General features: G+C 41.3%; 27 protein-coding genes and 1 rRNA gene. 17 read left to right on the forward strand and 11 right to left on the reverse strand.

The annotated features are described in order from the left end of the window. The first annotated feature begins 103 nt into the window (after window positions 1–103). From G337_RS0115025 to G337_RS0115035, 3 genes are all read left to right on the forward strand, one after another. The gene (locus tag G337_RS0115025) at window positions 104–337 is read left to right on the forward strand and encodes a hypothetical protein (protein WP_028864629.1); all 234 of its coding nucleotides are present in this window, start codon (window positions 104–106) and stop codon (window positions 335–337) included. A 2-nt stretch (window positions 338–339) separates the two neighbouring features. Continuing rightward, window positions 340–816 carry a pantetheine-phosphate adenylyltransferase gene (coaD, locus tag G337_RS0115030; RefSeq protein WP_028864630.1) on the forward strand — a complete coding sequence of 159 codons (477 nt, stop codon included), beginning with the start codon at window positions 340–342 and terminating at the stop codon, window positions 814–816. A 64-nt stretch (window positions 817–880) separates the two neighbouring features. Further along, the gene (locus tag G337_RS0115035; RefSeq protein ID WP_028864631.1) at window positions 881–1,867 is read left to right on the forward strand and encodes a pentapeptide repeat-containing protein; all 987 of its coding nucleotides are present in this window, start codon (window positions 881–883) and stop codon (window positions 1,865–1,867) included. A 218-nt stretch (window positions 1,868–2,085) separates the two neighbouring features. Here G337_RS0115035 and G337_RS0115040 read toward each other — a convergent pair whose 3' ends face one another. Next, window positions 2,086–2,418, reverse strand: a complete 333-nt coding sequence (locus tag G337_RS0115040) for a hypothetical protein (protein WP_028864632.1) — start codon at window positions 2,416–2,418, stop codon at window positions 2,086–2,088. A gap of 255 nt (window positions 2,419–2,673) precedes the next feature. Between G337_RS0115040 and G337_RS0115045 the strand changes: the two genes are divergently transcribed. Then, a complete protein-coding gene (locus tag G337_RS0115045) occupies window positions 2,674–2,889 on the forward strand; it encodes a hypothetical protein (RefSeq protein ID WP_019616401.1) in 216 nt (71 codons plus the stop codon). On the opposite strand, the gene mutM is transcribed toward G337_RS0115045, so the two are convergent. Next, on the reverse strand, window positions 2,886–3,698 hold the full coding sequence (gene mutM, locus G337_RS0115050) for a bifunctional DNA-formamidopyrimidine glycosylase/DNA-(apurinic or apyrimidinic site) lyase (RefSeq protein ID WP_028864633.1): 813 nt from the start codon (window positions 3,696–3,698) through the stop codon (window positions 2,886–2,888). The two genes, G337_RS0115045 and mutM, sit on opposite strands and share 4 nt — an antisense overlap. A gap of 57 nt (window positions 3,699–3,755) precedes the next feature. Between mutM and G337_RS0115055 the strand changes: the two genes are divergently transcribed. Continuing rightward, window positions 3,756–4,271: a hypothetical protein gene (locus G337_RS0115055; RefSeq protein WP_028864634.1), complete on the forward strand. Its 516-nt coding sequence runs from the start codon at window positions 3,756–3,758 to the stop codon at window positions 4,269–4,271. Here G337_RS0115055 and G337_RS0115060 read toward each other — a convergent pair. The 4 genes from G337_RS0115060 to radC form a co-directional block, all read right to left on the reverse strand. Beyond that, the gene (locus G337_RS0115060) at window positions 4,268–4,717 is read right to left on the reverse strand and encodes a hypothetical protein (protein ID WP_028864635.1); all 450 of its coding nucleotides are present in this window, start codon (window positions 4,715–4,717) and stop codon (window positions 4,268–4,270) included. The genes G337_RS0115055 and G337_RS0115060 overlap by 4 nt on opposite strands. A 78-nt stretch (window positions 4,718–4,795) precedes the next feature. Continuing rightward, window positions 4,796–4,951 carry a 50S ribosomal protein L33 gene (gene rpmG / locus G337_RS0115065; RefSeq protein ID WP_011768487.1) on the reverse strand — a complete coding sequence of 52 codons (156 nt, stop codon included), beginning with the start codon at window positions 4,949–4,951 and terminating at the stop codon, window positions 4,796–4,798. 11 nt (window positions 4,952–4,962) lie between these two features. After that, on the reverse strand, window positions 4,963–5,199 hold the full coding sequence (rpmB, locus tag G337_RS0115070; protein ID WP_028864636.1) for a 50S ribosomal protein L28: 237 nt from the start codon (window positions 5,197–5,199) through the stop codon (window positions 4,963–4,965). A 135-nt stretch (window positions 5,200–5,334) separates the two neighbouring features. Continuing rightward, window positions 5,335–6,012 (reverse strand): RadC family protein, encoded by a 678-nt coding sequence (radC, locus tag G337_RS0115075; protein ID WP_028864637.1) that lies wholly within the window; start codon window positions 6,010–6,012, stop codon window positions 5,335–5,337. Between the two features lie 385 nt (window positions 6,013–6,397). Between radC and coaBC the strand changes: the two genes are divergently transcribed. The 4 genes from coaBC (at window position 6,398) to mscS (ending at window position 9,839) form a co-directional block, all read left to right on the forward strand. Further along, window positions 6,398–7,624 carry a bifunctional phosphopantothenoylcysteine decarboxylase/phosphopantothenate--cysteine ligase CoaBC gene (gene coaBC / locus G337_RS0115080; protein WP_028864638.1) on the forward strand — a complete coding sequence of 409 codons (1,227 nt, stop codon included), beginning with the start codon at window positions 6,398–6,400 and terminating at the stop codon, window positions 7,622–7,624. 155 nt (window positions 7,625–7,779) lie between these two features. Next, complete coding sequence (gene dut, locus G337_RS0115085; protein WP_028864639.1) at window positions 7,780–8,235, forward strand: dUTP diphosphatase; 456 nt, start codon at window positions 7,780–7,782, stop codon at window positions 8,233–8,235. Window positions 8,236–8,311: 76 nt separating this feature from the next. Next, the gene (gene slmA, locus G337_RS0115090; RefSeq protein WP_028864640.1) at window positions 8,312–8,914 is read left to right on the forward strand and encodes a nucleoid occlusion factor SlmA; all 603 of its coding nucleotides are present in this window, start codon (window positions 8,312–8,314) and stop codon (window positions 8,912–8,914) included. Window positions 8,915–8,933: 19 nt separating this feature from the next. Continuing rightward, window positions 8,934–9,839: a small-conductance mechanosensitive channel MscS gene (gene mscS / locus G337_RS0115095; RefSeq protein WP_157619328.1), complete on the forward strand. Its 906-nt coding sequence runs from the start codon at window positions 8,934–8,936 to the stop codon at window positions 9,837–9,839. 105 nt (window positions 9,840–9,944) lie between these two features. Here the strand turns inward: mscS and G337_RS0115100 are convergent, their stop codons facing one another. Further along, window positions 9,945–12,743 (reverse strand): M16 family metallopeptidase, encoded by a 2,799-nt coding sequence (locus G337_RS0115100; RefSeq protein WP_037027616.1) that lies wholly within the window; start codon window positions 12,741–12,743, stop codon window positions 9,945–9,947. A gap of 290 nt (window positions 12,744–13,033) precedes the next feature. After that, window positions 13,034–13,330, reverse strand: a complete 297-nt coding sequence (gene metJ / locus G337_RS0115105; protein ID WP_028864643.1) for a met regulon transcriptional regulator MetJ — start codon at window positions 13,328–13,330, stop codon at window positions 13,034–13,036. A 229-nt stretch (window positions 13,331–13,559) separates the two neighbouring features. On the opposite strand from metJ, the gene metF reads away from it, so the two are divergent. Next, window positions 13,560–14,468 carry a methylenetetrahydrofolate reductase gene (gene metF / locus G337_RS0115110; protein WP_028864644.1) on the forward strand — a complete coding sequence of 303 codons (909 nt, stop codon included), beginning with the start codon at window positions 13,560–13,562 and terminating at the stop codon, window positions 14,466–14,468. A 51-nt stretch (window positions 14,469–14,519) separates the two neighbouring features. Here the strand turns inward: metF and G337_RS0115115 are convergent, their stop codons facing one another. Then, window positions 14,520–17,033, reverse strand: coding sequence for a class I adenylate cyclase (locus G337_RS0115115; protein WP_028864645.1), 2,514 nt, complete (start codon window positions 17,031–17,033; stop codon window positions 14,520–14,522). Window positions 17,034–17,198: 165 nt separating this feature from the next. After that, on the reverse strand, window positions 17,199–18,176 hold the full coding sequence (ygfZ, locus tag G337_RS0115120; protein WP_028864646.1) for a tRNA-modifying protein YgfZ: 978 nt from the start codon (window positions 18,174–18,176) through the stop codon (window positions 17,199–17,201). Window positions 18,177–18,312: 136 nt separating this feature from the next. Between ygfZ and G337_RS0115125 the strand changes: the two genes are divergently transcribed. Together G337_RS0115125 and G337_RS0115130 are read left to right on the forward strand one after the other, a co-directional pair. Beyond that, complete coding sequence (locus G337_RS0115125) at window positions 18,313–18,564, forward strand: FAD assembly factor SdhE (protein WP_028864647.1); 252 nt, start codon at window positions 18,313–18,315, stop codon at window positions 18,562–18,564. Beyond that, the gene (locus G337_RS0115130) at window positions 18,536–18,994 is read left to right on the forward strand and encodes a protein YgfX (protein WP_028864648.1); all 459 of its coding nucleotides are present in this window, start codon (window positions 18,536–18,538) and stop codon (window positions 18,992–18,994) included. The genes G337_RS0115125 and G337_RS0115130 overlap by 29 nt, the downstream gene beginning before the upstream one ends. 13 nt (window positions 18,995–19,007) lie before the next feature. Here G337_RS0115130 and nadB read toward each other — a convergent pair whose 3' ends face one another. Further along, window positions 19,008–20,630, reverse strand: a complete 1,623-nt coding sequence (nadB, locus tag G337_RS0115135) for an L-aspartate oxidase (protein WP_028864649.1) — start codon at window positions 20,628–20,630, stop codon at window positions 19,008–19,010. A gap of 301 nt (window positions 20,631–20,931) precedes the next feature. Between nadB and rpoE the strand changes: the two genes are divergently transcribed. From rpoE to G337_RS0115160, 5 genes are all read left to right on the forward strand, one after another. Beyond that, window positions 20,932–21,510, forward strand: coding sequence for an RNA polymerase sigma factor RpoE (gene rpoE, locus G337_RS0115140; RefSeq protein ID WP_028864650.1), 579 nt, complete (start codon window positions 20,932–20,934; stop codon window positions 21,508–21,510). Between the two features lie 12 nt (window positions 21,511–21,522). Then, complete coding sequence (locus G337_RS0115145; RefSeq protein WP_028864651.1) at window positions 21,523–22,077, forward strand: sigma-E factor negative regulatory protein; 555 nt, start codon at window positions 21,523–21,525, stop codon at window positions 22,075–22,077. A 41-nt stretch (window positions 22,078–22,118) separates the two neighbouring features. Continuing rightward, complete coding sequence (locus G337_RS0115150) at window positions 22,119–23,141, forward strand: MucB/RseB C-terminal domain-containing protein (RefSeq protein WP_028864652.1); 1,023 nt, start codon at window positions 22,119–22,121, stop codon at window positions 23,139–23,141. Window positions 23,142–23,150: 9 nt separating this feature from the next. After that, complete coding sequence (locus tag G337_RS0115155; RefSeq protein ID WP_028864653.1) at window positions 23,151–23,594, forward strand: SoxR reducing system RseC family protein; 444 nt, start codon at window positions 23,151–23,153, stop codon at window positions 23,592–23,594. Between the two features lie 461 nt (window positions 23,595–24,055). After that, a 16S ribosomal RNA gene (locus G337_RS0115160) occupies window positions 24,056–24,146 on the forward strand; the annotation flags it as partial.

The raw sequence follows: 24,146 nt of genomic DNA on the forward strand, positions 1-24,146 counted from the left end.
TGAGTCTAAAAAAGACCTTATTAGGGTTAGTTTACTGTAAAACATATTCATTTTGTCATAACATTCGCGATACAATAGAACTTGAAAATTAATGGAGTTTGTTATGTTTAAAATGTTCTGCATTTACCCTTTTGTAGCTTTTGTGCTGTTTTGGTTAACAAGTGATGTTGAGATTGGAGCCTCGGTTTATTCTTTTGACGATAATTATATTACCATTGAATTTCCTAAAGAAAGCTTTCGCTCTGAAGAGAACCCGGATCCCTGGTATAGTTTTTACTGGAATGCAGAGTCAGCAAAAGACGAGTTAAAAGTTATTAATGATGCAGTGGTTAAATAAATATGCACACAGTTATTTTCCCCGGTTCTTTTGATCCTGTTACCTTCGGACATATTGACCTGTTAAGCAGAGCCAGCAGACTGGCCCCGCGAGTTATTGTTGCTGTGGCGGTTAATACCAGTAAAAAGCCGCTGTTCAGTTTAGAAGAACGCTGTGCGTTATTAGCGGAAGCTACAGCAGATATCCCTGGAATTGAAGTTATTCCTTTTTCAGGATTACTGGCTGATTTTGCCGTTGAGCATAAAGCTGAGGCTCTGGTTCGCGGCATCCGCGGTGCAACAGATGCCGATTATGAACTGCAGCTGGCCCAGGTTAATAAAACACTAAACCATGAATTAGAAACTATCCTTTTACCGGCTAATGCTTCCACAGGTTTTATCTCGTCAACGGTTGTTAAAGAAGTATTCAAACATAACGGCGATATACACTCCTTTGCCCCTGCCTGTGTAAAAAAAGCACTGCTTAAGAAACAACTTTAATACCTCATAGGCAGAACTATTTTCCCTTTCTATACTTAAAAACAAGTTATAGAAGGGGATGTTTATGTCTGACTGCAATACTGAAGTCTGTAAATATGTAAACCATTTGGGAGAGCGCTGTTCTGCGCCGCTTCATTCTTCAGAATTTTGTTACTGGCATGACCATAGTATTGAAAAAACTGCGCCGGACAGTGCGGAAAAACTAGAAAAATATGCGCGCAGCGGCGGCATGATGCACGGTATCTCCTTAAAAAATGCAAATTTAAAAAATCTTAATCTAGTACGCAGAGGTAAAAAGTACGGGTTTGATTTAACCGGTGCTGATCTGTACAGAGCAGACTTACAAGGAGCCCACCTTTTTAATATTGTTTTAATTCGCGGCAGTTTAATGAAAGCGAATTTATCCCATGCCAATATTCACTGTGCACACCTTGAAGAGTGCAATTTACTCGGTGTTAAATTTAAGGACACAAAGATTGAGCATATAAAAACAGGCCACGAGATTATTCAGGAAACTCGTGCTCGAGAATTCGAAGAGCAGGGGGATCAGAAACAAGCAAATGATTATTATGAACAGGCCGAAGAGGTTTATCGTAATTTACGAAAAGCCAGTGAATCACAGGGGTTATTTACCTTAGCGGGACCGTATCTGCGTAAAGAGTTAACCATGCGCCGCTTCCAGGCGCCGCCTTACTCGGTTAAGCGCCTCTATTCAAAAGTTGTGGACCTCTTCTGCGGTTATGGTGAAGATCCTCTGCGAGTGGTGTTTTTCTCATTACTGCTGATTTTTATCAGCAGCCTTTTTTACTACTGTTTCGGTTTACGTTTCGCCGGCGAGTATCAGGTATTTTCTATACATACGAGTTTAGAGAAAAATATCATATTCTTCTTTGAATGCCTCTATTACAGCGTAGTGACTTTTACCACGCTGGGTTATGGCGACTTTATACCGGTTGGTTTGTCGAGGCTGGTGGCCGCTATAGAAGCCTTTACGGGGAGTTTTACTATCGCGCTGTTCGTGGTGGTTTTTGTTAAGAAAATGACCCGCTGACGGGAGTCTTCATATTTCCACTTGCTAAAGGTATTGATTGATCAAGAAAAACGTAAACGGAAATTTTCGCAGCCGCATTAGTTTGGTGTTCTAATGCATGAAATTTGTTGTGAAATTGAGAGGGCTCTTATTGCTCGTACCCACGTAGAGTGTGGACACGAGTAATAACTTGCATAACGGGTGTTATGGTAAATGCAGAAGCTTGATCGAGTTCTATTTTACATATCCATCCACATTCCAGCTCCTTTTGCCCATAGCTTAACCTTATTCCCATCACACATAAATTTGTGAGTCTTACCCATATCATTTAAATAGGTAACGATAATACTTCTTCCATCGTTACCTATGTAATTTAAACGATCTTTATCGTACATAGTGTTTTCGTGAATACGATTCAAACAAGAATTAACCTCGCCCTGTGATATTTTAATAGAGGTATCTGAAGTTTTAATAGATGTACCTGATCCTCTCGGTCCCATTATGCTAGGCAATATCACTGCCGATGCCATACCGATTACAAATATATAAAGAAGGAGCTTTCCTAGCGACATGAAGTATTTCCTTTATCTAAAACTTAAGGCCTTGCTATTAGATTGCAACTACCCTAATAAATTAATTTATTAGGGTAGCTTAAAACGCAAAGCAAAAAAATTACAGGTGATTACACCAAGCATATTCACCAAATACCTATTATGTTAATTAGTGTTTTTTCTCGTATAAATGACGGTTTTATCACCAAACCAATGCGACTAAGTATCTCCCGTCCATTTTTCTTGCTATGAACAACTGCTTTAGCAAGAAAAATCATGGATGATTTTTCTAATCTCAGTCAGTACAGGGATGTAATGTCTGAGATGGTGCGTTTAGAAGCTGGTGGGCATGGCAAGATAAAAAAATGGCTCGGGCAGCCTTTCTTTTGGTTACTTTTCTTTGGCTGTTCAAAGAAAAGTAACACGCCGTCAGGGCGGGATAGTGACGGTGAAAGTTACACCATCAGCTCACAGGCGACAGCTATAACCTAACGCTGACACTTCGGGCAGTAAACACTGTTTCTTGCTGCTAATTTAACCGCTTTTAAAGGTGTCTGGCACTGCGGGCAGTTCTGGCCTGCTTTGCCGTAAATATGCAGCGTCTGCTGAAAATACCCCGGCTTGCCGTCACTTCCGACAAAATCCTTCAAGGTGGTGCCGCCCTGCTGTATTGCCTGCTGTAAAATCTCTTTAATCGTGTCAGCTAATAACTGATAGCGTTTTTGTGAAATATTATCTGCTGCTCGGTTCGGATTAATACCACTCGTAAATAAAGCTTCTGTTGCATAAATATTTCCGACTCCGGTAACGACCTTCTGATCCATGATGAACTGTTTTACCGGCAGTTTGCGCTTCTGCGCTGTCTGGTGCAGATACTTGCCGTTGAAATCCTCGCATAGAGGCTCCGGTCCTAATTTATTTAGTAAAGTTGATGACTCGGGATTCAGGCCAAGCCATAAAACTGCGCCGAAACGGCGCGGATCGGTAAAACGCAGTACCGTATTCTCAAAAATTAAATCTACATGATCGTGTTTTTGATGGGGGGTATTTAACGGGCAGATCCGTAAACTTCCTGACATACCTAGATGTATCAGCAGGGTGCCGCTGGAAAAATTAAGCAGCAGATATTTTGCGCGGCGGTCAATGGATATTAAAGGCGCGTTGTGCAGATGCTCAAACAGATCCTGCGGAATTTCCCAGCGCAGCTGTGTATGGCGAAGTATTACCTGCTTTACTTTTTTACCTGTCAGGTGTGGACTGATACCGCGGCGGCTGGTTTCAACCTCTGGTAATTCTGGCATAAATATTCCCGGTTTAGTCTAATATGATTAAGTGTACTTTTTTCATAGGAAAAATCTATGTTTGGACTGCCTACCTGGATGATTGTACTGACTGGTCTGGTTTTTAATATATCTTCGGCTTTAGTGACACATTTTATTATTGACGGTAAAAGCAGTCAGCTCAATAGTTTAGCGTTGCAGATGTCGAATAACAGTAAAGAGATGGGACTGCTTTGGTCGCAGATTGAAGGTATTGAACGTAAGAGGGAGACCTTGTATCTATTATTAAATCAGGGGAAGCTAAAAGAACCAATCGCACAGCAGTATGCTCTGTTACTTGAGTCTTTTCTTCATCAGAAGGTGCCTGCTGCTCTGCTGCAGGATGTGCGCAGTCTGGATCTTATAATCAATGATTACCAGAATAATATTAGGAACTCGATAGATAATAAGTATTTCTTGAATTTAGAGTTAATGGATCTGCAGCTGTATTTAAGAAAGGAGGTTTCTACGCTGCGTAACTGGTCAATCTTTCTGCAGATGATCGGTTTATCTTTGATACTCGCGCGGGATTTAAGCAGAAAGCGGTTGAATTAACGTCCTAGAAAAAGCGGCAGCTGCTCTGCTGCTAAAAATAGTGACGTGTCTGCATCACTCTGCAGAAGGTAATTATCACCATGCTGAAATAACTGCACGATGATCGGCTGCTCCTGATCTGCGCTGTAAATAAATATGTTGTAGGGAGCACTGAGATCGGTCACCGCAGGTTGAGTTTCTAATTTTACGCTCTGCCAGTTCTGTACCAGCAAGGCCAGCTGCTGTTCTGATAATCCTAAACTCGGCTCGCTTAACCAGCTTCTACCGTCTCGTTTAATCCTGAAGTCCGGGGTTTTAATCTCAACTATCATTAACTGTTTGTCGATCACTGTCCGCTGCTGGACTTTAGGCGAGAGAGTTAATTTATGACTGAAGTTGAAAATAAAAATAATAAGCAGCACACCAAAGATCAGAACATTATTCCAGCCTTTCTTGGATAAGCGCATTTTGATTCTCCCTGATTACTTTTCTTCAGACATAAAAAAACCCAGTATAAACTGGGTTTTTGTCAGGTTAAATCAAAATTACTTGATTTTGCCTTCTTTGTACATAACGTGCTTACGTACAACAGGATCAAACTTTTTGATCTCAAATTTTTCAGGCATAGTCTTTTTATTTTTATCAGTAGTGTAAAAATGGCCAGTACCAGCACTTGAATTTAAACGAATTTTATCACGCATTTTTAAGCTCCTTAAACTTTTTCACCATTGGCACGGATATCAGCTAATACTGCATCAATACCTTTTTTATCGATGATACGCATACCCTTAGTAGTTAGGCGTAGTTTTACAAAACGGTTCTCACTCTCAACCCAGAAACGATGTGTCTGCAGGTTAGGTAAAAAACGACGTCGTGTGCGGTTCTTTGCGTGTGATACATTGTTACCAGTAGCTGGACGCTTACCTGTAACTTGACATACTCTAGACATGTCGAAATTCTCCAAAATAATTGTTTTACTCGAGCAAAATAGTCGAACACCTTTTTTAGCCGTCGCCAAAGGCGTCGAGGGCGCATTTTATACATGATTGAGTGTGAAAGATCAACAAAACTCTGATGTTTTGCATTAAATCCACCCATTTTCTGCAAAAGATGTACATTTTGTGTCCCCTATAATGAAATGATCCAAAACGCGCACGTCGATCAAATGCATTGCAGAAATGATTTTCTCGGTGATTTTTTTATCGGCAATACTGGCGGTCGGATCGCCGGAAGGGTGATTATGCACCAGAATAATTGCCGCTGCATTTTCAGATAAGACTTTCTGCGCGATAACTCTCGGGTGAACCGCTGCGCTGTCGATTGAACCAAAGAAAAATTCATGAAAGCGGATCACTCTATGCTGCGTATCTAATAAAAGAGCCGCAAATACTTCATAGGGCAGGTTATGCATCTGTGCACTTAAAAAGGCTTTGGTCTGCGCTGCACTGGTTAATGCTTCTCCTCTTTTTATAGGCTCTTGTAAATAACGGCGCGACATTTCCAGCACTGCCTGCAGCTGCACGTATTTTGCCTGCCCTAAACCTTTCTTAGTGCAAAACTCATTTTCTGAGGCCGCGAACAGTGCATGCAATGAACCGAATTCACTAATCAGCTGTCTTGCCAGCGACACGACATCTAAGCCTTTACAGCCGGTACGTAAAAATATTGCTAATAACTCGGCATCGGAGAGTGTACTGCTGCCCTGCCTTAATAATTTCTCTCGAGGTCTTTCCTGATCCGGCCAGTCTTTCAGTTTTGTCATGAATTTACCGCCTTAAGTTAGATCAAATTGTTATTATACCCGTTACCAATCAAGCTGCATTTATCAGTCGCTAGCTCGGACACCAAGGCAAGGCGTAACATGATGACAATGGCTATCCCTTATCGAATGTTACAACGTAGTATTGATTTTCGAGCTAGCGACCCACGGGGCAAGCCGTGAGGCATCCATTTTCGTTGTTGTGAAGTTTCGATTTAACCCGTTAGATCTTCAGCTTCACGCCTAGAAACTGTTCACCTCCCGACTTGCTGATTTTTGCATATTGAATGATAACGGGTATAAATCTAGACGATTTTGTCACACCCTGCCTGCTGGATTTATGTTATTGTAGCCGTCTTTTTTGACTTCTTTTATTGAGACTTCTTTTATGCCGTCAACCTTAGCACTTAGTGGAAAAAATATTTTATTAGGTATTTCTGGAGGCATTGCCGCTTATAAATGCGCAGAATTAACCCGCCGTTTAAAAGAGCAGGGGGCTGATGTACGCATTGTTATGACAGCTTCTGCTAAAGAGTTTATTACCCCTTTAACCATGCAGGCTGTATCTGGACATGCCATTGCTGACGATCTGCTGGATCCTAATGCAGAGGCCGGCATGGGACATATCGAACTGGCTAAGTGGGCAGACCTGGTTCTGCTGGCTCCGGCAACAGCAAACTTAATTGCACGTTTAAGAGCCGGTATGGCCGACGAGCTGCTAACAACATTATGTTTAGCCACACCTGCGCCGATTGCTGTTTCTCCTGCAATGAATATGGAGATGTACTTAGCCGCCGCAACGCAGGAAAATATCAGCGTATTAGCACAGCGGGGTATGATGATCTGGGGGCCGGGGCAAGGCGCTCAGGCATGCGGTGATGTAGGACCCGGCCGTATGCTGGAACCTGCGGATTTAGTGGAGCGAGTTATTGACTTTCTAGACAATAAAGAAGCGCCTTTTGCCGGTGTTAATATCACTATTACAGCAGGGCCGACACAGGAAGCGTTAGATCCTGTTCGTTATATTAGTAATTACAGTTCCGGAAAAATGGGCTTTTCACTGGCTGAAGCTGCTCAAAAGATGGGGGCAAATGTCTCGCTGATCAGCGGTCCGGTTAATTTAACGACACCTGCGCATGTAAAGCGTATCGATGTAAAAAGTGCATTAGAGATGCATCAGGCAAGTTTAACTGATTTAAACAGCTGTGATATTTTTATTGCCTGTGCGGCTGTCGCTGACTACCGTCCAGAAACTGCCGCCTCCCATAAAATGAAAAAACAGCCGGACATTGATGATTTAACCATCAGGCTGGTAAAAAATCCGGATATTATTGCTGATGTTGCCGCAGATGAAAATCGTCCCTTTTGTGTTGGTTTTGCCGCCGAAACGCAGGATGTTGAACATTATGCTTTAGATAAATTACAGCGTAAAAATTTAGATTTGATTGCCGCTAATGATGTTGCTAAAGCCGGACAGGGGTTCAATAGTGAAAAAAATGCATTAAGTGTATTTTCTGCTTCGGGAAGATTTGATATAACTCTCGCCGATAAAAAAGCAGTGGCCCGTCAGTTACTTGAAATTATTTATCAGCAGTATGGCGTAGTAAACCTCTGAGCTAATACTTGAAAGTATTAGCTCAGCAGTATGGTGTAGTAAACCTCTGTACTTAATAGTTGAACTTGTTTATCAGCTTAAACAGACGTACTTGAACTTATTTATCAGCAGTATGCTGTATTTTACACTCATTTATAAAACAATGGATTATAAAGATGAAACAAATCGAACTTAAAATTCTTGACCCGCGTATTGGTAAAGAGTTTCCTCTTCCTGAACATGCCACTGCGGGTTCAGCTGGAATGGATTTACGTGCATGTATTGACCAGCCTATGGTTATACAACCTGGCGAAACGCAGCTTATTCCTACAGGTATTGCTATTCATATTGCTGATCCGAAATTAGCCGCCACTATTTTACCCCGTTCAGGCCTTGGTCATAAACATGGTATCGTATTAGGCAACCTGGTGGGTTTAATTGATTCCGATTATCAAGGACCGTTAATGGTGTCCTGCTGGAACCGCAGCCAGGAAAGTTTCACTTTACAGGCCGGCGAGCGTTTAGCACAGCTGGTTTTCCTGCCCGTGGTACAGGCCAGTTTTGAAATTGTAGAAAGCTTTGACAGTTCTGAGCGTGGTGAAGGCGGTTTCGGTCACTCTGGAAAGCATTAATTTAGTTTTTCAATAAATTTTAGTTTTTCGGGTAAGCGTTAATATTAGAATAATTTAGCAAAGGAAACTGTTAGCAATGGTTACACAAACAACCAAAAAGAAAGTGAACCGCAAGGAAGATATTTTACGTGCATTAGCTGTGATGCTTGAAGGAAAACCAGGGCAGCGCATTACCACGGCAAAACTTGCAGCTGAAGTCGGGGTTTCTGAGGCCGCTTTATATCGTCACTTTCCAAGTAAAGCACGTATGTTTGAAGGATTAATTGATTTTATTGAAAGTACTATTTTCACTCAAATTAATTTAATTAAAGAGCAGCAGAAGCAGACTCTGACACGTATTGAACATCTGCTGCATTTTTTACTCGGATTTGCCGAGCAGAACCCGGGTATTACCCGAATTCTAACGGGTGATGCTTTATTAGGTGAGAATGAGCGTCTACAGTTACGTATTGAACATATCTTTTCTAAGCTGGAATCACAGGTTAAGCAGGTTTTAAGAGAAAAGCCTATGCTGGACGGCGCTAAGCTGCATATTGATGAAGCTGTGGCTGCTAATATACTGCTTGCCTATGTTGAAGGACGGATGAGCCAGTTTGTGCGCAGTCAGTTTAAACAAAAACCAACCCAGAACTTTAAGGTGCAGTGGTCATTTTTTTATAACCAGCTTAATCAGAATTAATAATTAGGGAGATTTTATTATGTCTGAGTCAACTAGTGCCTCGGCAGGCGCTGCTACTTCAGAAAAAGCAGCGGAGCTGATTGCTGAGCGTCTTGATAATAGTATGGATGTTGTGGAAAACAGCCTTATGTGGGTGACCAACAACCAGGGGCTGCTGATTGAATACGGGATGAATATCATCTCTGCTGTATTAACGCTGCTGATCGGACTTTTTGCCGCACGTGTTATTTCCAGCGGTTTTAACAAAGTGCTTACAAAACGTAACCTTGACAGTACGATTGTTGATTTTGTGTCACATATGACTCGTTATGTGATTATTGCCTTTGTTGTTATTGCAGCTTTAAGCCGTATCGGCGTGCAGACAACCTCGTTTATCGCTTTAATTGGTGCCGCCGGTCTGGCGGTGGGTTTAGCGCTGCAGGGCTCTCTTTCAAATTTTGCATCCGGTGTGTTAATTATTATATTACGTCCGTTTAAAGCGGGTGAGTATATCGAGGCTGCCGGTATTGCCGGTAATGTTGAATCGGTACAGATATTTGCAACAACCCTGACTACGGTTGATAACAAATTTGTTGTTGTACCTAACTCTGCGATTTTAGGCGGTAATATTATCAACTATTCGCGTAAACCAACGCGCCGTATCGACCTTATGATTGGTGTCAGCTACAGTGCGGATTTAGCAAAAACTAAGGCTGTTCTGGAAAAAGTCGTTAAGGAAAACAGTAATGTACTAAGCGATCCGGCTCCGCAGATTGCTGTCGCCGAGCTCGGGGATTCAAGCGTTAATCTAGTGGTGCGCCCATGGGTTAAAAGTGAGCTGTACTGGGATATACGTTTTGAATTAATGGAAGCGATTAAAAACGGTCTCGATGCTGAAGGTATTGAAATACCATTTCCGCAAATGGATATACATATGGATAAATAAGGCTGACAGCAGTTTACTGTCTTGCTTGTTGAAGAGTAAAAAGCCGCTTACCCAGTAAGCGGCTTTTTTGTTTCTTTTGTTTCTTTTGTTTCATTCTGCGCGTGTTTATGATTTATCAGGGATATTAATAAACTGCAGTGTATGCTGCGGTGCTAAATAGGTACGCAGGAACGCGTTCATATCTGTTAGTGTGATGGCTTCAATAATAGACTGCGCCTTTTCTGTTGAGCTTAATTCAAAGCCGTACAGGTGATCCCGCTGTAAAAACCACTGCCTGTCATCTGCAGTTTTTAGTACTGATGACATGCCGTTGAGCAGGCCTTTTTTATGATCTGCTAACTGTTCTTCGGAAATGCCGTTATTTATGAAGTCTGTTATGATCTGCCTGATCTCTGTTTGTGTCTGCTGTGCATCTTCTACTTTTGCAACAACAGAGATCATTACTTCAGTGAATGCCATGCCTGGTTTTTGGTCTGCCACCATAACGTAAGGGCTATAGGTTAATGACAGCTCTTCTCGTATGATTTTTGTTAGTTTCCGGCTGATAATCCGCTGCAGGAGATCTGCTTGATAAATTTCCTTAATATTTTTATTCGGCGTATCTGTGATGCTGAATAACAGTACTTCAGCATTATCCTGAGGGTTGGTATTTTCATTTAATGAAGAAGCGTGTTTAATAATTGACTGTCTATTATGATTAAATTTATGCATTTCACCACTCGGCAGAGCAGCAATATACTGCAGAATACCGGCTTTCAGATCATCTACTTCAAAATCACCGACAATGGTTAGTGTGTATCCATTGGCATGAGAGAATAAGGTTTGATAGATCTTTTCTACTTCCTGCTGCTGAACAGCTTTAAGCTCATCAACGGAGAAAATCCGTAGATAGGCATTGCCTGGAAACAGCTTGTTACGCATACGTTTATGAGTGTTTGTTATTGCCTGCTGCAGATAGTTTTGTTGTGCCTCTATCACTCTTTCTTTTTCTGCAGCAAATACTGTTTCTTTTATCCTGGCCTCAGTAAAGGCGCTGTATAAAACAGAAAATAACAGTTCCAGACTTTTAGGATTATTCTCCGAAGTCATTGTAAAGCCGTGAATGTTCTGCTCCATATAGGGGATTAATGAGACTTTAGCATTATTGAACTTCTGCTCTAACTGCTGTGCTGATAATCCTGCTATACCGCTGTTTATATACGAGTTAAAGAGATACAGTGCTGCCGGAAGCTGATCCGTGCTGAGTGAATTAGTACCTCCCGGTGCGCTTAATCCCATAAATATTGAATTTTTAACGCTGTGATCCGGCTGCAGTACAACACTGACACCGTTACTTAACTGCCACTCGGTGAGCTGTTTTTCTGGGTGATACTTTTCAGTTTCTATTCTGCTGGCATTTTTCCCTTTTGATATCACCGGCAGGGTGAGCTTAGCTATCTTGATGTCGGCTTTTTCTGTCGGTTTTTTTATTGTATCTGCAGCTGCTTTCTGCAGGGCAGCCAGGTCTGGAGACTGGCTTTGATACGGGTAGGCAAAGTTCCACTGTTTAGGCTGCTGCAGTAAGGTTTTGCTAAGCTGCTTTAACTTATGCAGATCCGCCTCGGCTAATGTTTTCTGATATGCGAGCCTTTCTATTTCCAGAGTGTGTTCAATATTTCCACTTGTCCATGAATTAATAGTATCCGAGGCTAACTGCTCCGATGTTTTATTAATATAGTCATTCTCCAGTCCCGATAGAGACATTCTGATTTCTTCAAGCTGCAGGTCCAGTTCCGCCTGGCTGAAGCCATGCTGTTCGATGCGTGCCAGTTCCTGTGCAGCAAAATTAACAGCCTGCTGATATTGGTCATTATTATGAACAACGTACAGCTGTTTGACCGGGTGATTACTGAAGTATTCGAAACTATGAAAACCTATTTCAGTAAACGGCTGCGGACGCTGGTTATTTTGTACATTCAGCCGGTAGTTGATTAAATTATCAAGCAGCCGGCTCTGCATAGAACGGCTTATATCATCGCTGCTTTTAATGCTGAAAGCGGGCATTTCAATAAACAGATCACTTTGTGAATAGTTAATTACTTTGCTGCTGTATGATTTACTTTCAGTATTTATTTTTGGTACTGTCGGTATAACCTGCCTGCTTTTATTGTGTGAGGACGGGACACTGGCGAAGGCTTCATTAATTAATCTAGCTGCTTCAACGGTGTTTACATCGCCGGTAATTAATAGTTTTGCATTGTCGGGGCGGTACCAGGTTTTATAAAACGCCTTAACACCCAGCTCTGTACTGTTACCGACACTTTCAATAGTGACAACCGGTAAACGATCCGCGTAAGGGCTGTCTGCTATATAATCATCAAAGATGGCGTAATAGTAGGGTTTCTCCTGAGGAACACGTAAGCGGTATTCATTTTGTACAACACCTTGTTCTTTATCTAACTCTGCCTGATCAAATTCAATATCTGTCAATACATCCCGTAAATACAAAATTGTATCTGCTAATAATTGTGCATCTGATTTCGGCACTGTGAGTGTATAAACCGTAACGTCGAAATGGGTATAAGCATTAATGTCCTGACCGAATGTTAAGCCTGATTTTTCGAATAGTTCAATGATTTTGTTTTTTGGAAAATGTTTGGTGCCGTTAAACGCCATATGTTCAAGCAGATGGGCATAGCCTTTTTGAGTATCTGTTTCGCTTAAAGAGCCGGCGTTGATCATTAAACGAAGCTGAATTTTGTCTGAATTTTCCTGCTTGGCATGAATTGCGTAAAATAAACCATTAGCGAGCGTACTGCTGGTTACTTTTGCTTGTGTATTTTCCGGGTTGGGGCTGCCGCCTGTGCAGGCTGAGAGGAGAAAAACAGTCAAAGCGGTGAGTATTAACTTTCTAAGTATCATCATTATCATCCTGTAATTTTAATAAATAGGTATGGCTTTTTATGTCTTGTCATAATAAGTCATATCAATAACATGTCAATGACTTATTTTGCAGGTGTAATTATTGTTGGGGTAATAACCTGTTATTGTGCTGTTAAGGAAAGTTTGAGATTAAGCGCTATGGCGCCGCTATCTTCGTAGGGGGAAAGCGGATTAGTCGTAACCGGAAAATAATTTGGGGATATATAAACTGTAGAGATACGGCTGAGTAATAAAGTTACTCAGCCTGTTGTTATATTTTAGCGGATCAGTGTTTACTCGCTTTCATCCATTAAGCGTTTAACGCTCTCAGGAATACCTGCCGCCTGGCTTTTATCAAGATCATCGTCTTCTGGTAGGGGCTGACCGGTATATGCGTGTAAGAACGCTTCACATAACAGTTCACTGTTGGTTGCATGACGCAGGTTATTCACCTGACGGCGGGTACGCTCGTCAGTAAGAATTTTTAAAACCTTGGTAGGTATCGAAACAGTTACTTTCTTTACTTGTTCGCTCTTTTTACCGTGCTCAGCGTAAGGGCTGATGTATTCACCGTTCCACTTTGTAGACATGTTCTTTTATCCCGTAATGTTTGAAAGGCCATTTTATCCTGTGTTGTTTTACTTGGCAATCCATACGTCGAGAGGGCTAGAAGTCCAGCCGAACATTGTTGAATAAAATTTGTACTTTGTTGAGATATTTTCATCTTATATAAAGTTGGTTGACATAAATTCATATTAGATTAGATTAATAGTAACTAAAGAAGTCTAGACGTCTAAATGAATGCAGAAGGAACAGGTTATGAGTTATCAGGGCCAGGCAGATGGTTATTTTTCAGCACAGCATGTCGCTAAATTAAATCAGAGTATTGCGGATATTAAACAGGACGTGGGTGTGTCTTTTGAGTTTTTTCCGCCGGCAACACCTGCTATGGAACAAACTCTGTGGGGGTCTATTGAGCGTTTAAAAACACTAAAACCGAAGTTTGTCTCTGTGACTTACGGTGCAAATTCAGGGACTCGTGATCGTACCCATGAAATTATTAAAGATATCAAACATAAAACCGGCATGGTTGCTGCGCCGCATTTAACCTGTATTGATGCCGGTAAAGATGAACTGCGTAATATAGCGCGTGATTACTGGGATAATGATATTCGCAGTATCGTTGCTTTACGTGGTGATATTCCTGACGGTGAATCGAAACCGCATATGTATTCGACGGATCTGGTGAAGTTGTTAAAAGAGGAAGGTGACTTCGATATATCAGTGGCGGCTTATCCGGAAAAGCACCCGGAAGCATCGAGCTCTCAATTTGATTTAGATGTATTAAAAGCTAAATTTGATGCCGGTGCCAACCGTGCTATTTCGCAGTTCTTTTTTGATGCGGAAACCTTTTTACGCTTTCGCGACCGCTGTGTTAAGCAGGGGATTGAGGGGGACATAGTACCGGGTATTCTGCCGGTTTCTAATTATAAAACCTTGGTTAAGTTTGCCGGCTTAACTAATGTACATGTGCCTGACTGGATGCATAAACTTTATCAGGGAACGGATCAGGATCCGATGACGCGTAATCTGCTGGGGGCAACCATTGCTATGGATATGGTGAAAGTATTAAGCCAGGAAGGTATTAAAGATTTCCATTTTTATACCTTAAACCGCAGTGATTTAAGTTATGCGATCTGCCACTCTTTGGGGCTGCGTCCTGAATAGTTGTACAGCCGTTATCGTTCAAAATGTATTTCGACAGCTAACGGCTGCCGCTCAGCTGGATAATTTCCGGTTTTCTTCTTCGTTTGCTTTAGCGCTGCTTTTAAAGGATGACAAAACAAGCTCATTATTTTCAACTAGCTCAATTTCATAAAACTGCGGCAGGTTGAAGTTAACCTGCTCGTCTAAGTTGTTTAATTCATTGTTGTTGGAAGCATAAAAGCGGTTTACGTTCTGTACTAAATCGTCTTTACTGCCGGCAAAGCTATGGAATGTTTCCACTTCATTGTCGGCATTAGCAATATAAACGTTAAAACCATCTGCATAATTTTCAAAGAAAAACTGAATCAGACCTTCACTGATATGTGATTCGATAATTTCAGCTGTTTGATCAAAATGGGTGTTTTTTAAATTGATCACGCTGGTGGATATTTTTTTTCTGGAAATATGGCTGTAAATATCAACAGTACTTTCCAGATGCTGCAGTGATACCCCGGTTCGTTCAAAGTAGAAACCGAATTTTCGTCCACCGGTCCATAAGGTCTGCACAGAGCGCTGGAACACTGAATCCAGGCGCAGCTGTATAAATTCGCTTAATTTTGCTCTGAATGTCTGACTGAGCTGTTCTTTAAAATGACGGCTGTAGCTGAATATATGGATCTGTTCGGGTGGTTTCGCATCCTGATGCATCTTGCCTAGAATTGTATTTAATGCATCCACCACTGCGTAGTCATTATCAAAATGCAGTGTGCGCACTTCATTCCAGGAATTGCGGTAAATAAGATCAATACTGCCGATTAAGCATTCATTATCCTGGCCATATGATAAAACATCACCCACCTGGTTATCTTCGCTTTCCTGTGTATCCTGCCAGTGACGGGTCGGATCTTTTTCGACATTTAAAAAGATAGCCAGCTGTTTTATTTCACAGGGCTGACTAAGCGCCTGATTGCTTGCTTTAGGCACATAGATTGGAAAAACCGAGTGCAGATCCTGAATAAACTGGTTTAACTTTTGATCAACCAGATCTGAGCCCTGATTATACAGATGCAGTTTAGTATCTTCTTCATATAAGCGGTTCATATGACACCAGGATATCAGTTTAGAAAGATATCTTGCATGCATCAGCGTTGGTGTATTAATTAAGGTGTAATTATCCAGAGAGCAGTTATACAGGTACCACCCGGCTGCATTTTTTCTATTCTCGGGTACCTGAATAAAGCTTAAGTGAGGCTCGGAAAGATCCGGTGAAATATTAGGATTAATCAGATCTACTTTACCCGGCAGTGTTTCATGGGCCGCATATAGTTTACGTGACAAAATGCCGATATCTTCAGCACTGATCGATTCACCAATATTATTATCGCGGGCAAAGCTGAGTAATTTACGATAACTGGTCATTAACGCATCTAATAAAACATCTTTAGCTTTGGTTACTTCGTTTACTTTCCAGTTATTGCGGTTATCCAGATCCGCAATTTGTCCTGCATCCCAGTGCCATTGACTGACAAATTTATTTAATACTGTACGACGCCAGGCTGTATTGTCGTTAAGACAGACTTTGGACAGATTTTCTTCGGTTTTCAGATAAAAGCAGGCGCGCACCACTTCAAGACGTTTGCTGTCATTGATACTGGTTAAATATGAAGTTACTTTTTCCAGCATTAAGCAGTAAGGGTCGAGGTTCTCATCGTAGTGGTCCTGTTCCTGGAAGCTTTTTTTATAGGACATTGCGATTAATTCGGTATTCGGATATTCCCAGGAGTAGGCTTCCATAAGAATGGTTTTTAATACCGCTTTGTAAGGCGTGTCGATCCCTTTATATAGCTGCCAGAGTGTTGCACCGAAATATTCTTCAGCCGGAATTCTGTGAAAGCCGCCTAAATCTAACCAGTCCTCAGGGATCAGTTCACCCTTGTTATAGAGGTTCTGCACGTAGTCGTCGTAATTATGCTCATGTTCAATGGGGATTTGACGCCATAAAATGCGTTTCCCGGCAACACGTAATGCCGTGCGGTAAAATTCATCAAGTAACAGCAGGTGCTGTGAGGAACCGCATGCATCTTTCGTCATGCCCGCAGTATTATCAATACGGAATTTATTATCGGGGATCAGAAAGAAATTAAGCTCAACTGCGAAACTATTTGCCCAGCGGCTGATCAGTAAAGACTTTTCCTGCAGCAGCTTAACTCTTTTTTCATCAAGCTGGTGCGGATAACAGATCCATACATCGAAATCACTTTCAGAAGACTGACCTATCGACGAGGTACTGCCCATGGCGTAAAGGCCGATAATATCCGGTTCCTGATTACTGTTTTCCGGTAACTGCGCATGAAGGAAATTATCAGCAAGACGGCGGTGCGCCTGGGTTATTTCAAACTGGCAGATACCCGCCGGAGTGTCACTGTTTATATAACCAGGCAACGCAGGGTGGTTGAAGTGAAGCAGCAGCGGAAAGGCTTGAAAGATATTAAGTTCGTCTTCACCCATTAAAACTTGTGCTGACTGTATCCGTAGACGATTAAACTCATCGGATTTATCACGTAATTTTTTTATTTCTGGATTCAATCGAGAACCTGCTATCAGTTAGATAAAATCAACGCACGGATACAAAAGTGTGAGGATTATAACATTCTTTCCAAGGACAGGTAAATATACCCTCTTTTTCTCCGGATTTGTAATTTATCGGCAGGAATCAACCCTGAATATGATCAGGGTTGACTGATTGCTCTTTTAATCTTCTTCAACCTGATATGGAAGCGGAGCGTAATAGAGTGTTGAGCCTTCAATTTCCTTTATCTGGTAAACATCGTCGGCGCTGCTGTCTTTTGGTAATACCGCTAATACTTCAATGTGTCCGTCGCCGTACTGGCACCCTGAAATAACGGTTCCGCAGCGTTTCCAGTTATTGTTTAATAAAATCTGTACTGTGTCGCCTGCTTTAGGTGCATCATCTGCCCGGCCGGTAAGAATAAACAGGGCACGTTTATTGGCGCCGCGATATTTTGCACGAGCTACCGTTTCTTGTCCGATATAACAGCCTTTAGTAAAGCTGATACCGTCAAGTGCCTGCAGGTTAAGCATCTGCGGGATAAATAGGCCTGACGTTTCTGGTTCAATAAAACCGATACCCGAAGCGATATTCATGGCATTCCATAAGCTGTCATCAAAAATTTCAGCACGGTTTTGCAGATCTTCTAATAATTCTTCTGCGGTCTCATTTTTCATAACCGCTAAGTAGCGTAATGACGGGTAAGGCTGCTTGATGATAACTGTGCCGCTTTCTAATAAACGGCTTTGATCATGTGTGGCCGCAGTATCGACCTCTTCGGCAATATATTGAGCTGATTTACGGCCCACTAAACCAAATGCTCTGTATTCAGTCTCTTTGTTTATTTCAACTTTTGAAAAAGCCGCATATTTTTGTAATTCCGGCAGTTGTTTAGCAGTGACTGAGCTTGGCTGAGTCAGCAGAATACGGTCTTCTAATACAATAACACGGAAAATACTCCATGCTTTTCCCTGCGGATTACATTGAGCCGCCAGTGTCTGCTGTCCGGGTTTTAAACTAGTTAAATCACAAGTGAGCTGCCCCTGTAGAAAAGTGATGCGGTCTTCGCCTGTTACACTGATTAAATCCCAACTATCAAGCGGACATAAAGCTAAATCCGGTAGCTGGCTGATATTTTCAAGTTGACTAAGTTTAAGCATTTGCGGCCTCATTTTGATACTGTTTCTATATTTTACAATGGTATAGCTCACAACCTATTTTGTCAGCAGTTGCTGTTAATAATTTGTTGTTGTTATGATGTAGAAGCACTTTATTCTATTACAGGAAATCAAAAGAATGACAGAAATGGTCAGTAAATCACGTTTATTATGGGCATGTCGCCGAGGTATGTTAGAGCTTGATGTGTTATTCATGCCTTTTGTTAATGAAGCTTATGATGATTTAATCGATGCTGATAAAGTTATTTTTCAGCGTCTGCTGACTTGCGAGGATCCCGAGCTGTTTTCCTGGTTTATGGGGCATACTCCCTGCCCGGATCTTGAACTGAAGAGCATGATCGATGCCATCCTTAAGCGCGTTAAAGCATAATATTGCTGTTAACACCTCTGTTTATGGAGGTGTTTTTGTTTTCACGCTTTATTTTTCTCTTATCTTATTTATTCTGCTGTTTTTTGAAATTATTGTTGTGACTCTTATCTTTGCCGTCCTGCTGCTGATGCTCGCTGTTTATGCGGCTGAAAAGGCCTATGCGCAGAGATATAACCTTAAGGTTAGTGATGCCGGAGATATCGAAGTTGAATTTTCTGATAAAGAAATAATAAGCGCCACAATCAGCAGTGCCTCTTTCTATAATAGTTTCTGTATCTATTTATCGCTGCACAGCAAACCAGATAATTGTTTTACCGGACTTAATAGAGCGAAAGCTAAAGCATATATTGTGATTTATCGGGATGCTGTGACGGAAGAACAGTACAGGTTACTCGCCCGACTGGTGAATATCGGGCGGGATTTAAAATAAACAACAGATTTATTTAATCTCTCTTACTTAAGATGGTAGGCTGCGGGTTATCCAGCTGTTCAGGATAATCAAGGTTATAATGCAGACCTCGACTTTCTTTCCGCTCCATGGCACTTTTTATTATAATTTCAGCAACCTGCACAAGATTTCTTAATTCCAGCAGATTATTGCCGACTTTAAAGTGACTGTAATATTCATTGATCTCCTGCTGCAGCATCTGCACCCGGCGCAGTGCGCGTTCTAAGCGTTTGTCGGTACGCACAATACCTACGTAATCCCACATAAATAAACGCAGTTCGTGCCAGTTATGCTGAATAACAACTTCTTCATCTGAATCTTCAACCTGGCTGTCATCCCAGTCTGGAATATCTGCGAATTTACGTTCTTTATAAAAAGGCAGGCGGTTAATGATATCTTTGGCGCTTGCATGTGCATAAACAACACATTCTAATAAAGAGTTTGAGGCTAGACGGTTAGCACCGTGCAGTCCGGTATATGAAACTTCTCCGATTGCATATAAACCGTCTATATCTGTCTGGCCGTGATGATCGATCATCACTCCGCCGCAGCTGTAGTGAGCAGCCGGCACAATAGGTATCGGCTGGTGGGCAATATCAATACCCAGCAGTAAACAGCGTCTATAAATTGTCGGAAAGTGCTTAACGATAAAATCTTTTGATTTATGGCTGATATCGAGGTACATGCAGTCAGCACCCAAGCGTTTCATCTCGTAATCGATAGCACGTGCCACAATATCTCGTGGTGCAAGTTCTGCGCGCTCATCAAAATCAGGCATAAAACGTGTACCGTCGGGGCGCAGCAGGTGGGCGCCTTCACCGCGCAGGGCTTCGGTTAATAAAAAGTTTCGTGCTTCAGCATGATATAAACAGGTCGGGTGGAACTGATTGAATTCCATATTCGCAATGCGGCAGCCGCTGCGCCACGCCAAAGCAATACCGTCACCGCTGGATACATCAGGGTTACTGGTATACTGGTATACTTTACTTGCTCCGCCGGTAGCCAGACTTACAAAATGCGCCTTGATTGTTTCAACGCGTTCTTTTTTACGGTTCCATACATAGGCACCCAGCACGCGGTTGGCCGGCAGGTTTAATTTGCGGCTGGTGATCAGATCAACGGCGTTATAACCTTCCATAAGGGTGATATTCTGGTGCTTTCGTACTGCGCTTAATAAGCTGTTTTCAATTTCGCTGCCGGTTGCATCTGCCGCGTGTAAAATCCGTCGATGAGAATGACCGCCTTCGCGGGTTAGGTGATATTGGGTATTGCCTTGTTCATCAATTTCGGTATCGAAGTTCACACCGGTATCAATTAACCACTGCATGCTCTCTTTACCGTTACTGACGGCAAAACGAACAGCTTCTTCGTCACATAAACCTGCACCGGCAATTAAGGTATCTTCCACGTGAGAGTCAACACTGTCAGTATCAGAAAAGACCGCGGCTACACCGCCCTGGGCATAAAAAGTAGACCCTTCCGAGAGTTTTCCTTTACTTAAAACGTTAACTTTTGCATGGGGGGCCAGTTTTAAGGCTAATGAAAGTCCAGCTGCGCCGGCGCCAATAATTAAGACGTCACAAACATGTTGTTCACTTATTGATTTACTTTCTTTCATGGCACTATATGCTCTGTAATTAATGTATATTTTCGATTAGGGTTCCATTGTATACCCAGACCGTCTTGAAATGCGGCAGTCAACAAAAACGATAAGTTATATGAATTAAGGTTCTGTAACAGCTGATACGGTTACTTCCGGCTGGCTCTTAACACACATTTTCAATTGATTTAGGTACGTTAAGTGTGCAGTCTATCCAAAAAATGATTTCTTTTGAAATTATTTGGAACTTTCTTTTTTATAAAAAGTCATAACAGTGAACGCCGATAAGGCTCCACATAATTATAGGTAGAGTAGCTCAATGCATGAGCGAGATTTAGATTTACAATTAATTCGGCGTATTCAAAATGGGGAGCAGGCGGCTTTTACATTATTGGTTCGAAAGTACCAAAACCGTGTTGCTAATATATTAACGCGTTATGTGCGTAACAGTGGTGATATCGCCGATGTTACCCAGGAAGTGTTTATAAAGGTGTATAAATCACTGCCTTCTTTTCGAGGCGACAGTGCGTTTTATACCTGGTTATACCGCATAACGGTTAATACAGCGAAAAATTATTTAACCAGTCAGGGGCGTCGACCTCCTGCTTCCGATATTGATGCGATGGAAGCAGATAGTTATGACGGTGGTGACGCATTAAGAGAAGTAGATGATCCGGAAGGTATTTTACGTTCTCAGGAAATAAAAAGCGTTATTTTAGATACCATTGAGCAATTGCCTGCTGAATTAAAATCAGCCATTACATTAAGAGAGCTCGAAGGAATGAGTTATGAAGAGATAGCGCATATTGAAGATTGTCCCATCGGCACTGTACGTTCGCGTATTTTCAGAGCCAGGGAAGCGATAGATAAGCAGTTAAAACCTTTATTAGAAGATTAATTGGAAAATACAATGAAAGAAAATAATGAACAGTTGTCTGCCATTTTCGATAATGAAATAATTGATGATCAATTACTTAGCGAACTTATGGCAAATGAAAAACAACAGGAACAGTTTTCTCGTTATCAGCTTATTGGTGATGTCATGCGTGGTGAAGCGGCAGATCAGTCTCTGAATATTGATGTTAGTCAAAGTGTAATGGCTGAAATCAGTCAGGTTCAGCCTGTGGCTCAAGTAACTCAGCTGGATACATCAGTTAACAAAGATAAAGCGCAGCAGAATAAAAACAGTAATGTTATCTCGTTTGTAAAACGCTTTGGTCAATATGCCATTGCCGCTTCTGTTGCCGGTGTTGTTGTATTAACAAATCTTGTAACATCACAGCCGGGTGTTGAAAATAATAACAGCGGAATTGAAGTGTTAAATACAGTGCCCTTTGGTGGTGCCGTAACACCTGTTAGTCTGCAGACAAATCAGAAGCAGTTAAAAGAATCAATCAAACAGCGTAATGAACGTCTGGAAGCTTTGTTAAAAGATCATCAGCTGCAGCTGCAGACACAGCCGTAAGCTGAAAAGTGTGATTGTAAGTATAGTTATAAGGGAAATTAATGAAGCGCCAGCAGTTTTTTACAACTTTGATTATCAGCATTTCTGCTTTAATCAGTAACGTTGGTTTTGCCGCGGAAGTAAATGAACAGGTAGAAGTAAGCAAAACAGTACAGGCAGTTGAAACAAAAGAAACGTTAACTGCAATTGAATATCTACAGCTGATGCAGGCCGCATATAACGAAAAAAATTACGAAATTTTATATTTAAACAGTTTACAAAATCAAATTGAACCCAAACAGTTAATTCACGGTGTTATTGATGGTGAAGGGCTTGCATACTTCCGTTATTTAAATGGAATTATGCGTGAATCACTACAATACTCGGGAAAAGTTAGTTATTTTGAGCAGGGGGCTCAAGCTTACACTCTGGAATCAGCTCAAGATCGCAGTGTTTTTGCTAATATTGCTAACTTTGACTACAGCAAAGGTCAGAACAGCTATGAATATATTATTTTAGGCAAAGGGCGCATTGCGGGTAAACGAGCAATAGCAATTAGAATGATAAGCAGAGATGAATATCGCTATAGTTATGTAGTCTGGTTAGATACTGATTCTTACTTACCGCTGCAGCTGGACACGCTGGATAAATCAAATTTAATTCTAGAGCAGGTGATGGTTGTATCATTAGTTGTTACTGAACAGGTAAACCCCTGGCTGGAAAAATTAAGTCAGCAGCAGCTGCCTCAAGTCCTGCATTTACATAAACCATCACCGGAACAAGCTTCTTTATGGAAAGTAAACTGGCTGCCGACAGGATTTAAAGTCGTTAAGGATGATCAGCATAATTTAGTGATGAAGGAAAATGAGCCTGTATCTTACATTATGATTAATGACGGTATTGTTAGTGTATCAATTTATATTTCAGCCAAAAAAATAGCTTTGGCTGAAAAACAAAAAATTATTCAGCGCGGAGCAACAGTCTTATATACTTATCAGAACAATGATATCGAATATAATGTTGTTGGTGACATTCCAATTATTACCGCAAAGCGTTTAATCGAATCAATTTCAAGGGTTCAGTAGAGAGTTTCGATGATTCGAGAAACAGGAAGAATAATAGCGATAGAAGAGCAGGGTGATAAAAGTATTGCTCGTATCGAGTGTATATCTAAATCAGCCTGCTCATCCTGTCAGAATAAAACTGACTGCGGCGTTGGCGTCGTCTCTAAAGCTTTTTCAGATAAAACTCATCAGTTTGAAGTTCCTTTTCAAAAAGGAATGCAGAAAGATAGCTATGTAGAGTTGCAGATCAATAATAGCGATTTAGTGACAAGTGCAGTTGTAGTTTATCTGGTACCGCTTCTATTCTTTATTGTCGGCGCATTAATTACGAAACAGCTTTCAGATTATAATGAAGGTCTAATCATTGCAATTTCTATACTGTGCGCCGCCGCCGGCTTTGCAGTCTCCCGTTTATTAAGTAATAAATTACTTGTAAAAAAGCACTTCGATAAAATTATCAGCTGTAAAATATAGCTGTAATGCCTAATAAAACCGCACTTTGTTTGTTAATTGTTCGTTTGAACAGTTAATTACAATAATTTCAAATAAACACTTGCCAACATTCGTCTGATCTCTATAATGCGCCCCCACAGACACGGGATGTAACGCAGGTTACCCGGTGAATGAGAACAAAAGAGGTTAAGTTTTTAAAGGCGTTAAACGTTGTTAAAAACAAAAATTAACCATTGACATTGTTCGCTGGTGACGTAATATACGCACCTCGCCGAAAGGCACGCTCTTTAACAATTTAATCAAACAATCTGTGTGGACACTTATTGTTGATGTGATTTCAAAAAAATCAAAGACCTTACTTGTAAGGCAACATCAATATTTAGTGACACACGAATTAATTCATTAATTCAGAATAACCAATCACTTCGGTGATTAGTTTTAGTCAGTAATATTGAGCCGCACTTCGGTGCAAATTAAACTTTAAATTGAAGAGTTTGATCATGGCTCAGATTGAACGCTGGCGGCAGGCTTAACACATGCAAGTCGAACGGTAACAGAAGGTAGCTGCTACTT

Source organism: Psychromonas aquimarina ATCC BAA-1526 (assembly GCF_000428725.1).
Lineage (GTDB): Bacteria > Pseudomonadota > Gammaproteobacteria > Enterobacterales > Psychromonadaceae > Psychromonas > Psychromonas aquimarina.

What these genes read in the sequence shown, in the direction of transcription:
- G337_RS0115155 (WP_028864653.1), top strand. Translation starts at nt 23,151, where the DNA reads ATGATTCGAGAAACAGGAAGAATAATAGCGATAGAAGAGCAGGGTGAT.
- radC (WP_028864637.1), bottom strand. Translation starts at nt 6,012, where the DNA reads ATGACAAAACTGAAAGACTGGCCGGATCAGGAAAGACCTCGAGAGAAA.
- mutM (WP_028864633.1), bottom strand. Translation starts at nt 3,698, where the DNA reads ATGCCAGAATTACCAGAGGTTGAAACCAGCCGCCGCGGTATCAGTCCA.
- G337_RS0115125 (WP_028864647.1), top strand. Translation starts at nt 18,313, where the DNA reads ATGACAGAAATGGTCAGTAAATCACGTTTATTATGGGCATGTCGCCGA.
- ygfZ (WP_028864646.1), bottom strand. Translation starts at nt 18,176, where the DNA reads ATGCTTAAACTTAGTCAACTTGAAAATATCAGCCAGCTACCGGATTTA.
- G337_RS0115055 (WP_028864634.1), top strand. Translation starts at nt 3,756, where the DNA reads ATGTTTGGACTGCCTACCTGGATGATTGTACTGACTGGTCTGGTTTTT.
- G337_RS0115025 (WP_028864629.1), top strand. Translation starts at nt 104, where the DNA reads ATGTTTAAAATGTTCTGCATTTACCCTTTTGTAGCTTTTGTGCTGTTT.
- G337_RS0115040 (WP_028864632.1), bottom strand. Translation starts at nt 2,418, where the DNA reads ATGTCGCTAGGAAAGCTCCTTCTTTATATATTTGTAATCGGTATGGCA.
- coaD (WP_028864630.1), top strand. Translation starts at nt 340, where the DNA reads ATGCACACAGTTATTTTCCCCGGTTCTTTTGATCCTGTTACCTTCGGA.
- coaBC (WP_028864638.1), top strand. Translation starts at nt 6,398, where the DNA reads ATGCCGTCAACCTTAGCACTTAGTGGAAAAAATATTTTATTAGGTATT.
- G337_RS0115145 (WP_028864651.1), top strand. Translation starts at nt 21,523, where the DNA reads ATGAAAGAAAATAATGAACAGTTGTCTGCCATTTTCGATAATGAAATA.
- G337_RS0115060 (WP_028864635.1), bottom strand. Translation starts at nt 4,717, where the DNA reads ATGCGCTTATCCAAGAAAGGCTGGAATAATGTTCTGATCTTTGGTGTG.
- G337_RS0115045 (WP_019616401.1), top strand. Translation starts at nt 2,674, where the DNA reads ATGGATGATTTTTCTAATCTCAGTCAGTACAGGGATGTAATGTCTGAG.
- G337_RS0115150 (WP_028864652.1), top strand. Translation starts at nt 22,119, where the DNA reads ATGAAGCGCCAGCAGTTTTTTACAACTTTGATTATCAGCATTTCTGCT.
- G337_RS0115035 (WP_028864631.1), top strand. Translation starts at nt 881, where the DNA reads ATGTCTGACTGCAATACTGAAGTCTGTAAATATGTAAACCATTTGGGA.
- G337_RS0115130 (WP_028864648.1), top strand. Translation starts at nt 18,536, where the DNA reads ATGCCATCCTTAAGCGCGTTAAAGCATAATATTGCTGTTAACACCTCT.
- slmA (WP_028864640.1), top strand. Translation starts at nt 8,312, where the DNA reads ATGGTTACACAAACAACCAAAAAGAAAGTGAACCGCAAGGAAGATATT.
- rpmG (WP_011768487.1), bottom strand. Translation starts at nt 4,951, where the DNA reads ATGCGTGATAAAATTCGTTTAAATTCAAGTGCTGGTACTGGCCATTTT.
- dut (WP_028864639.1), top strand. Translation starts at nt 7,780, where the DNA reads ATGAAACAAATCGAACTTAAAATTCTTGACCCGCGTATTGGTAAAGAG.
- G337_RS0115100 (WP_037027616.1), bottom strand. Translation starts at nt 12,743, where the DNA reads ATGATGATACTTAGAAAGTTAATACTCACCGCTTTGACTGTTTTTCTC.
- metF (WP_028864644.1), top strand. Translation starts at nt 13,560, where the DNA reads ATGAGTTATCAGGGCCAGGCAGATGGTTATTTTTCAGCACAGCATGTC.
- mscS (WP_157619328.1), top strand. Translation starts at nt 8,934, where the DNA reads ATGTCTGAGTCAACTAGTGCCTCGGCAGGCGCTGCTACTTCAGAAAAA.
- nadB (WP_028864649.1), bottom strand. Translation starts at nt 20,630, where the DNA reads ATGAAAGAAAGTAAATCAATAAGTGAACAACATGTTTGTGACGTCTTA.
- rpmB (WP_028864636.1), bottom strand. Translation starts at nt 5,199, where the DNA reads ATGTCTAGAGTATGTCAAGTTACAGGTAAGCGTCCAGCTACTGGTAAC.
- metJ (WP_028864643.1), bottom strand. Translation starts at nt 13,330, where the DNA reads ATGTCTACAAAGTGGAACGGTGAATACATCAGCCCTTACGCTGAGCAC.
- rpoE (WP_028864650.1), top strand. Translation starts at nt 20,932, where the DNA reads ATGCATGAGCGAGATTTAGATTTACAATTAATTCGGCGTATTCAAAAT.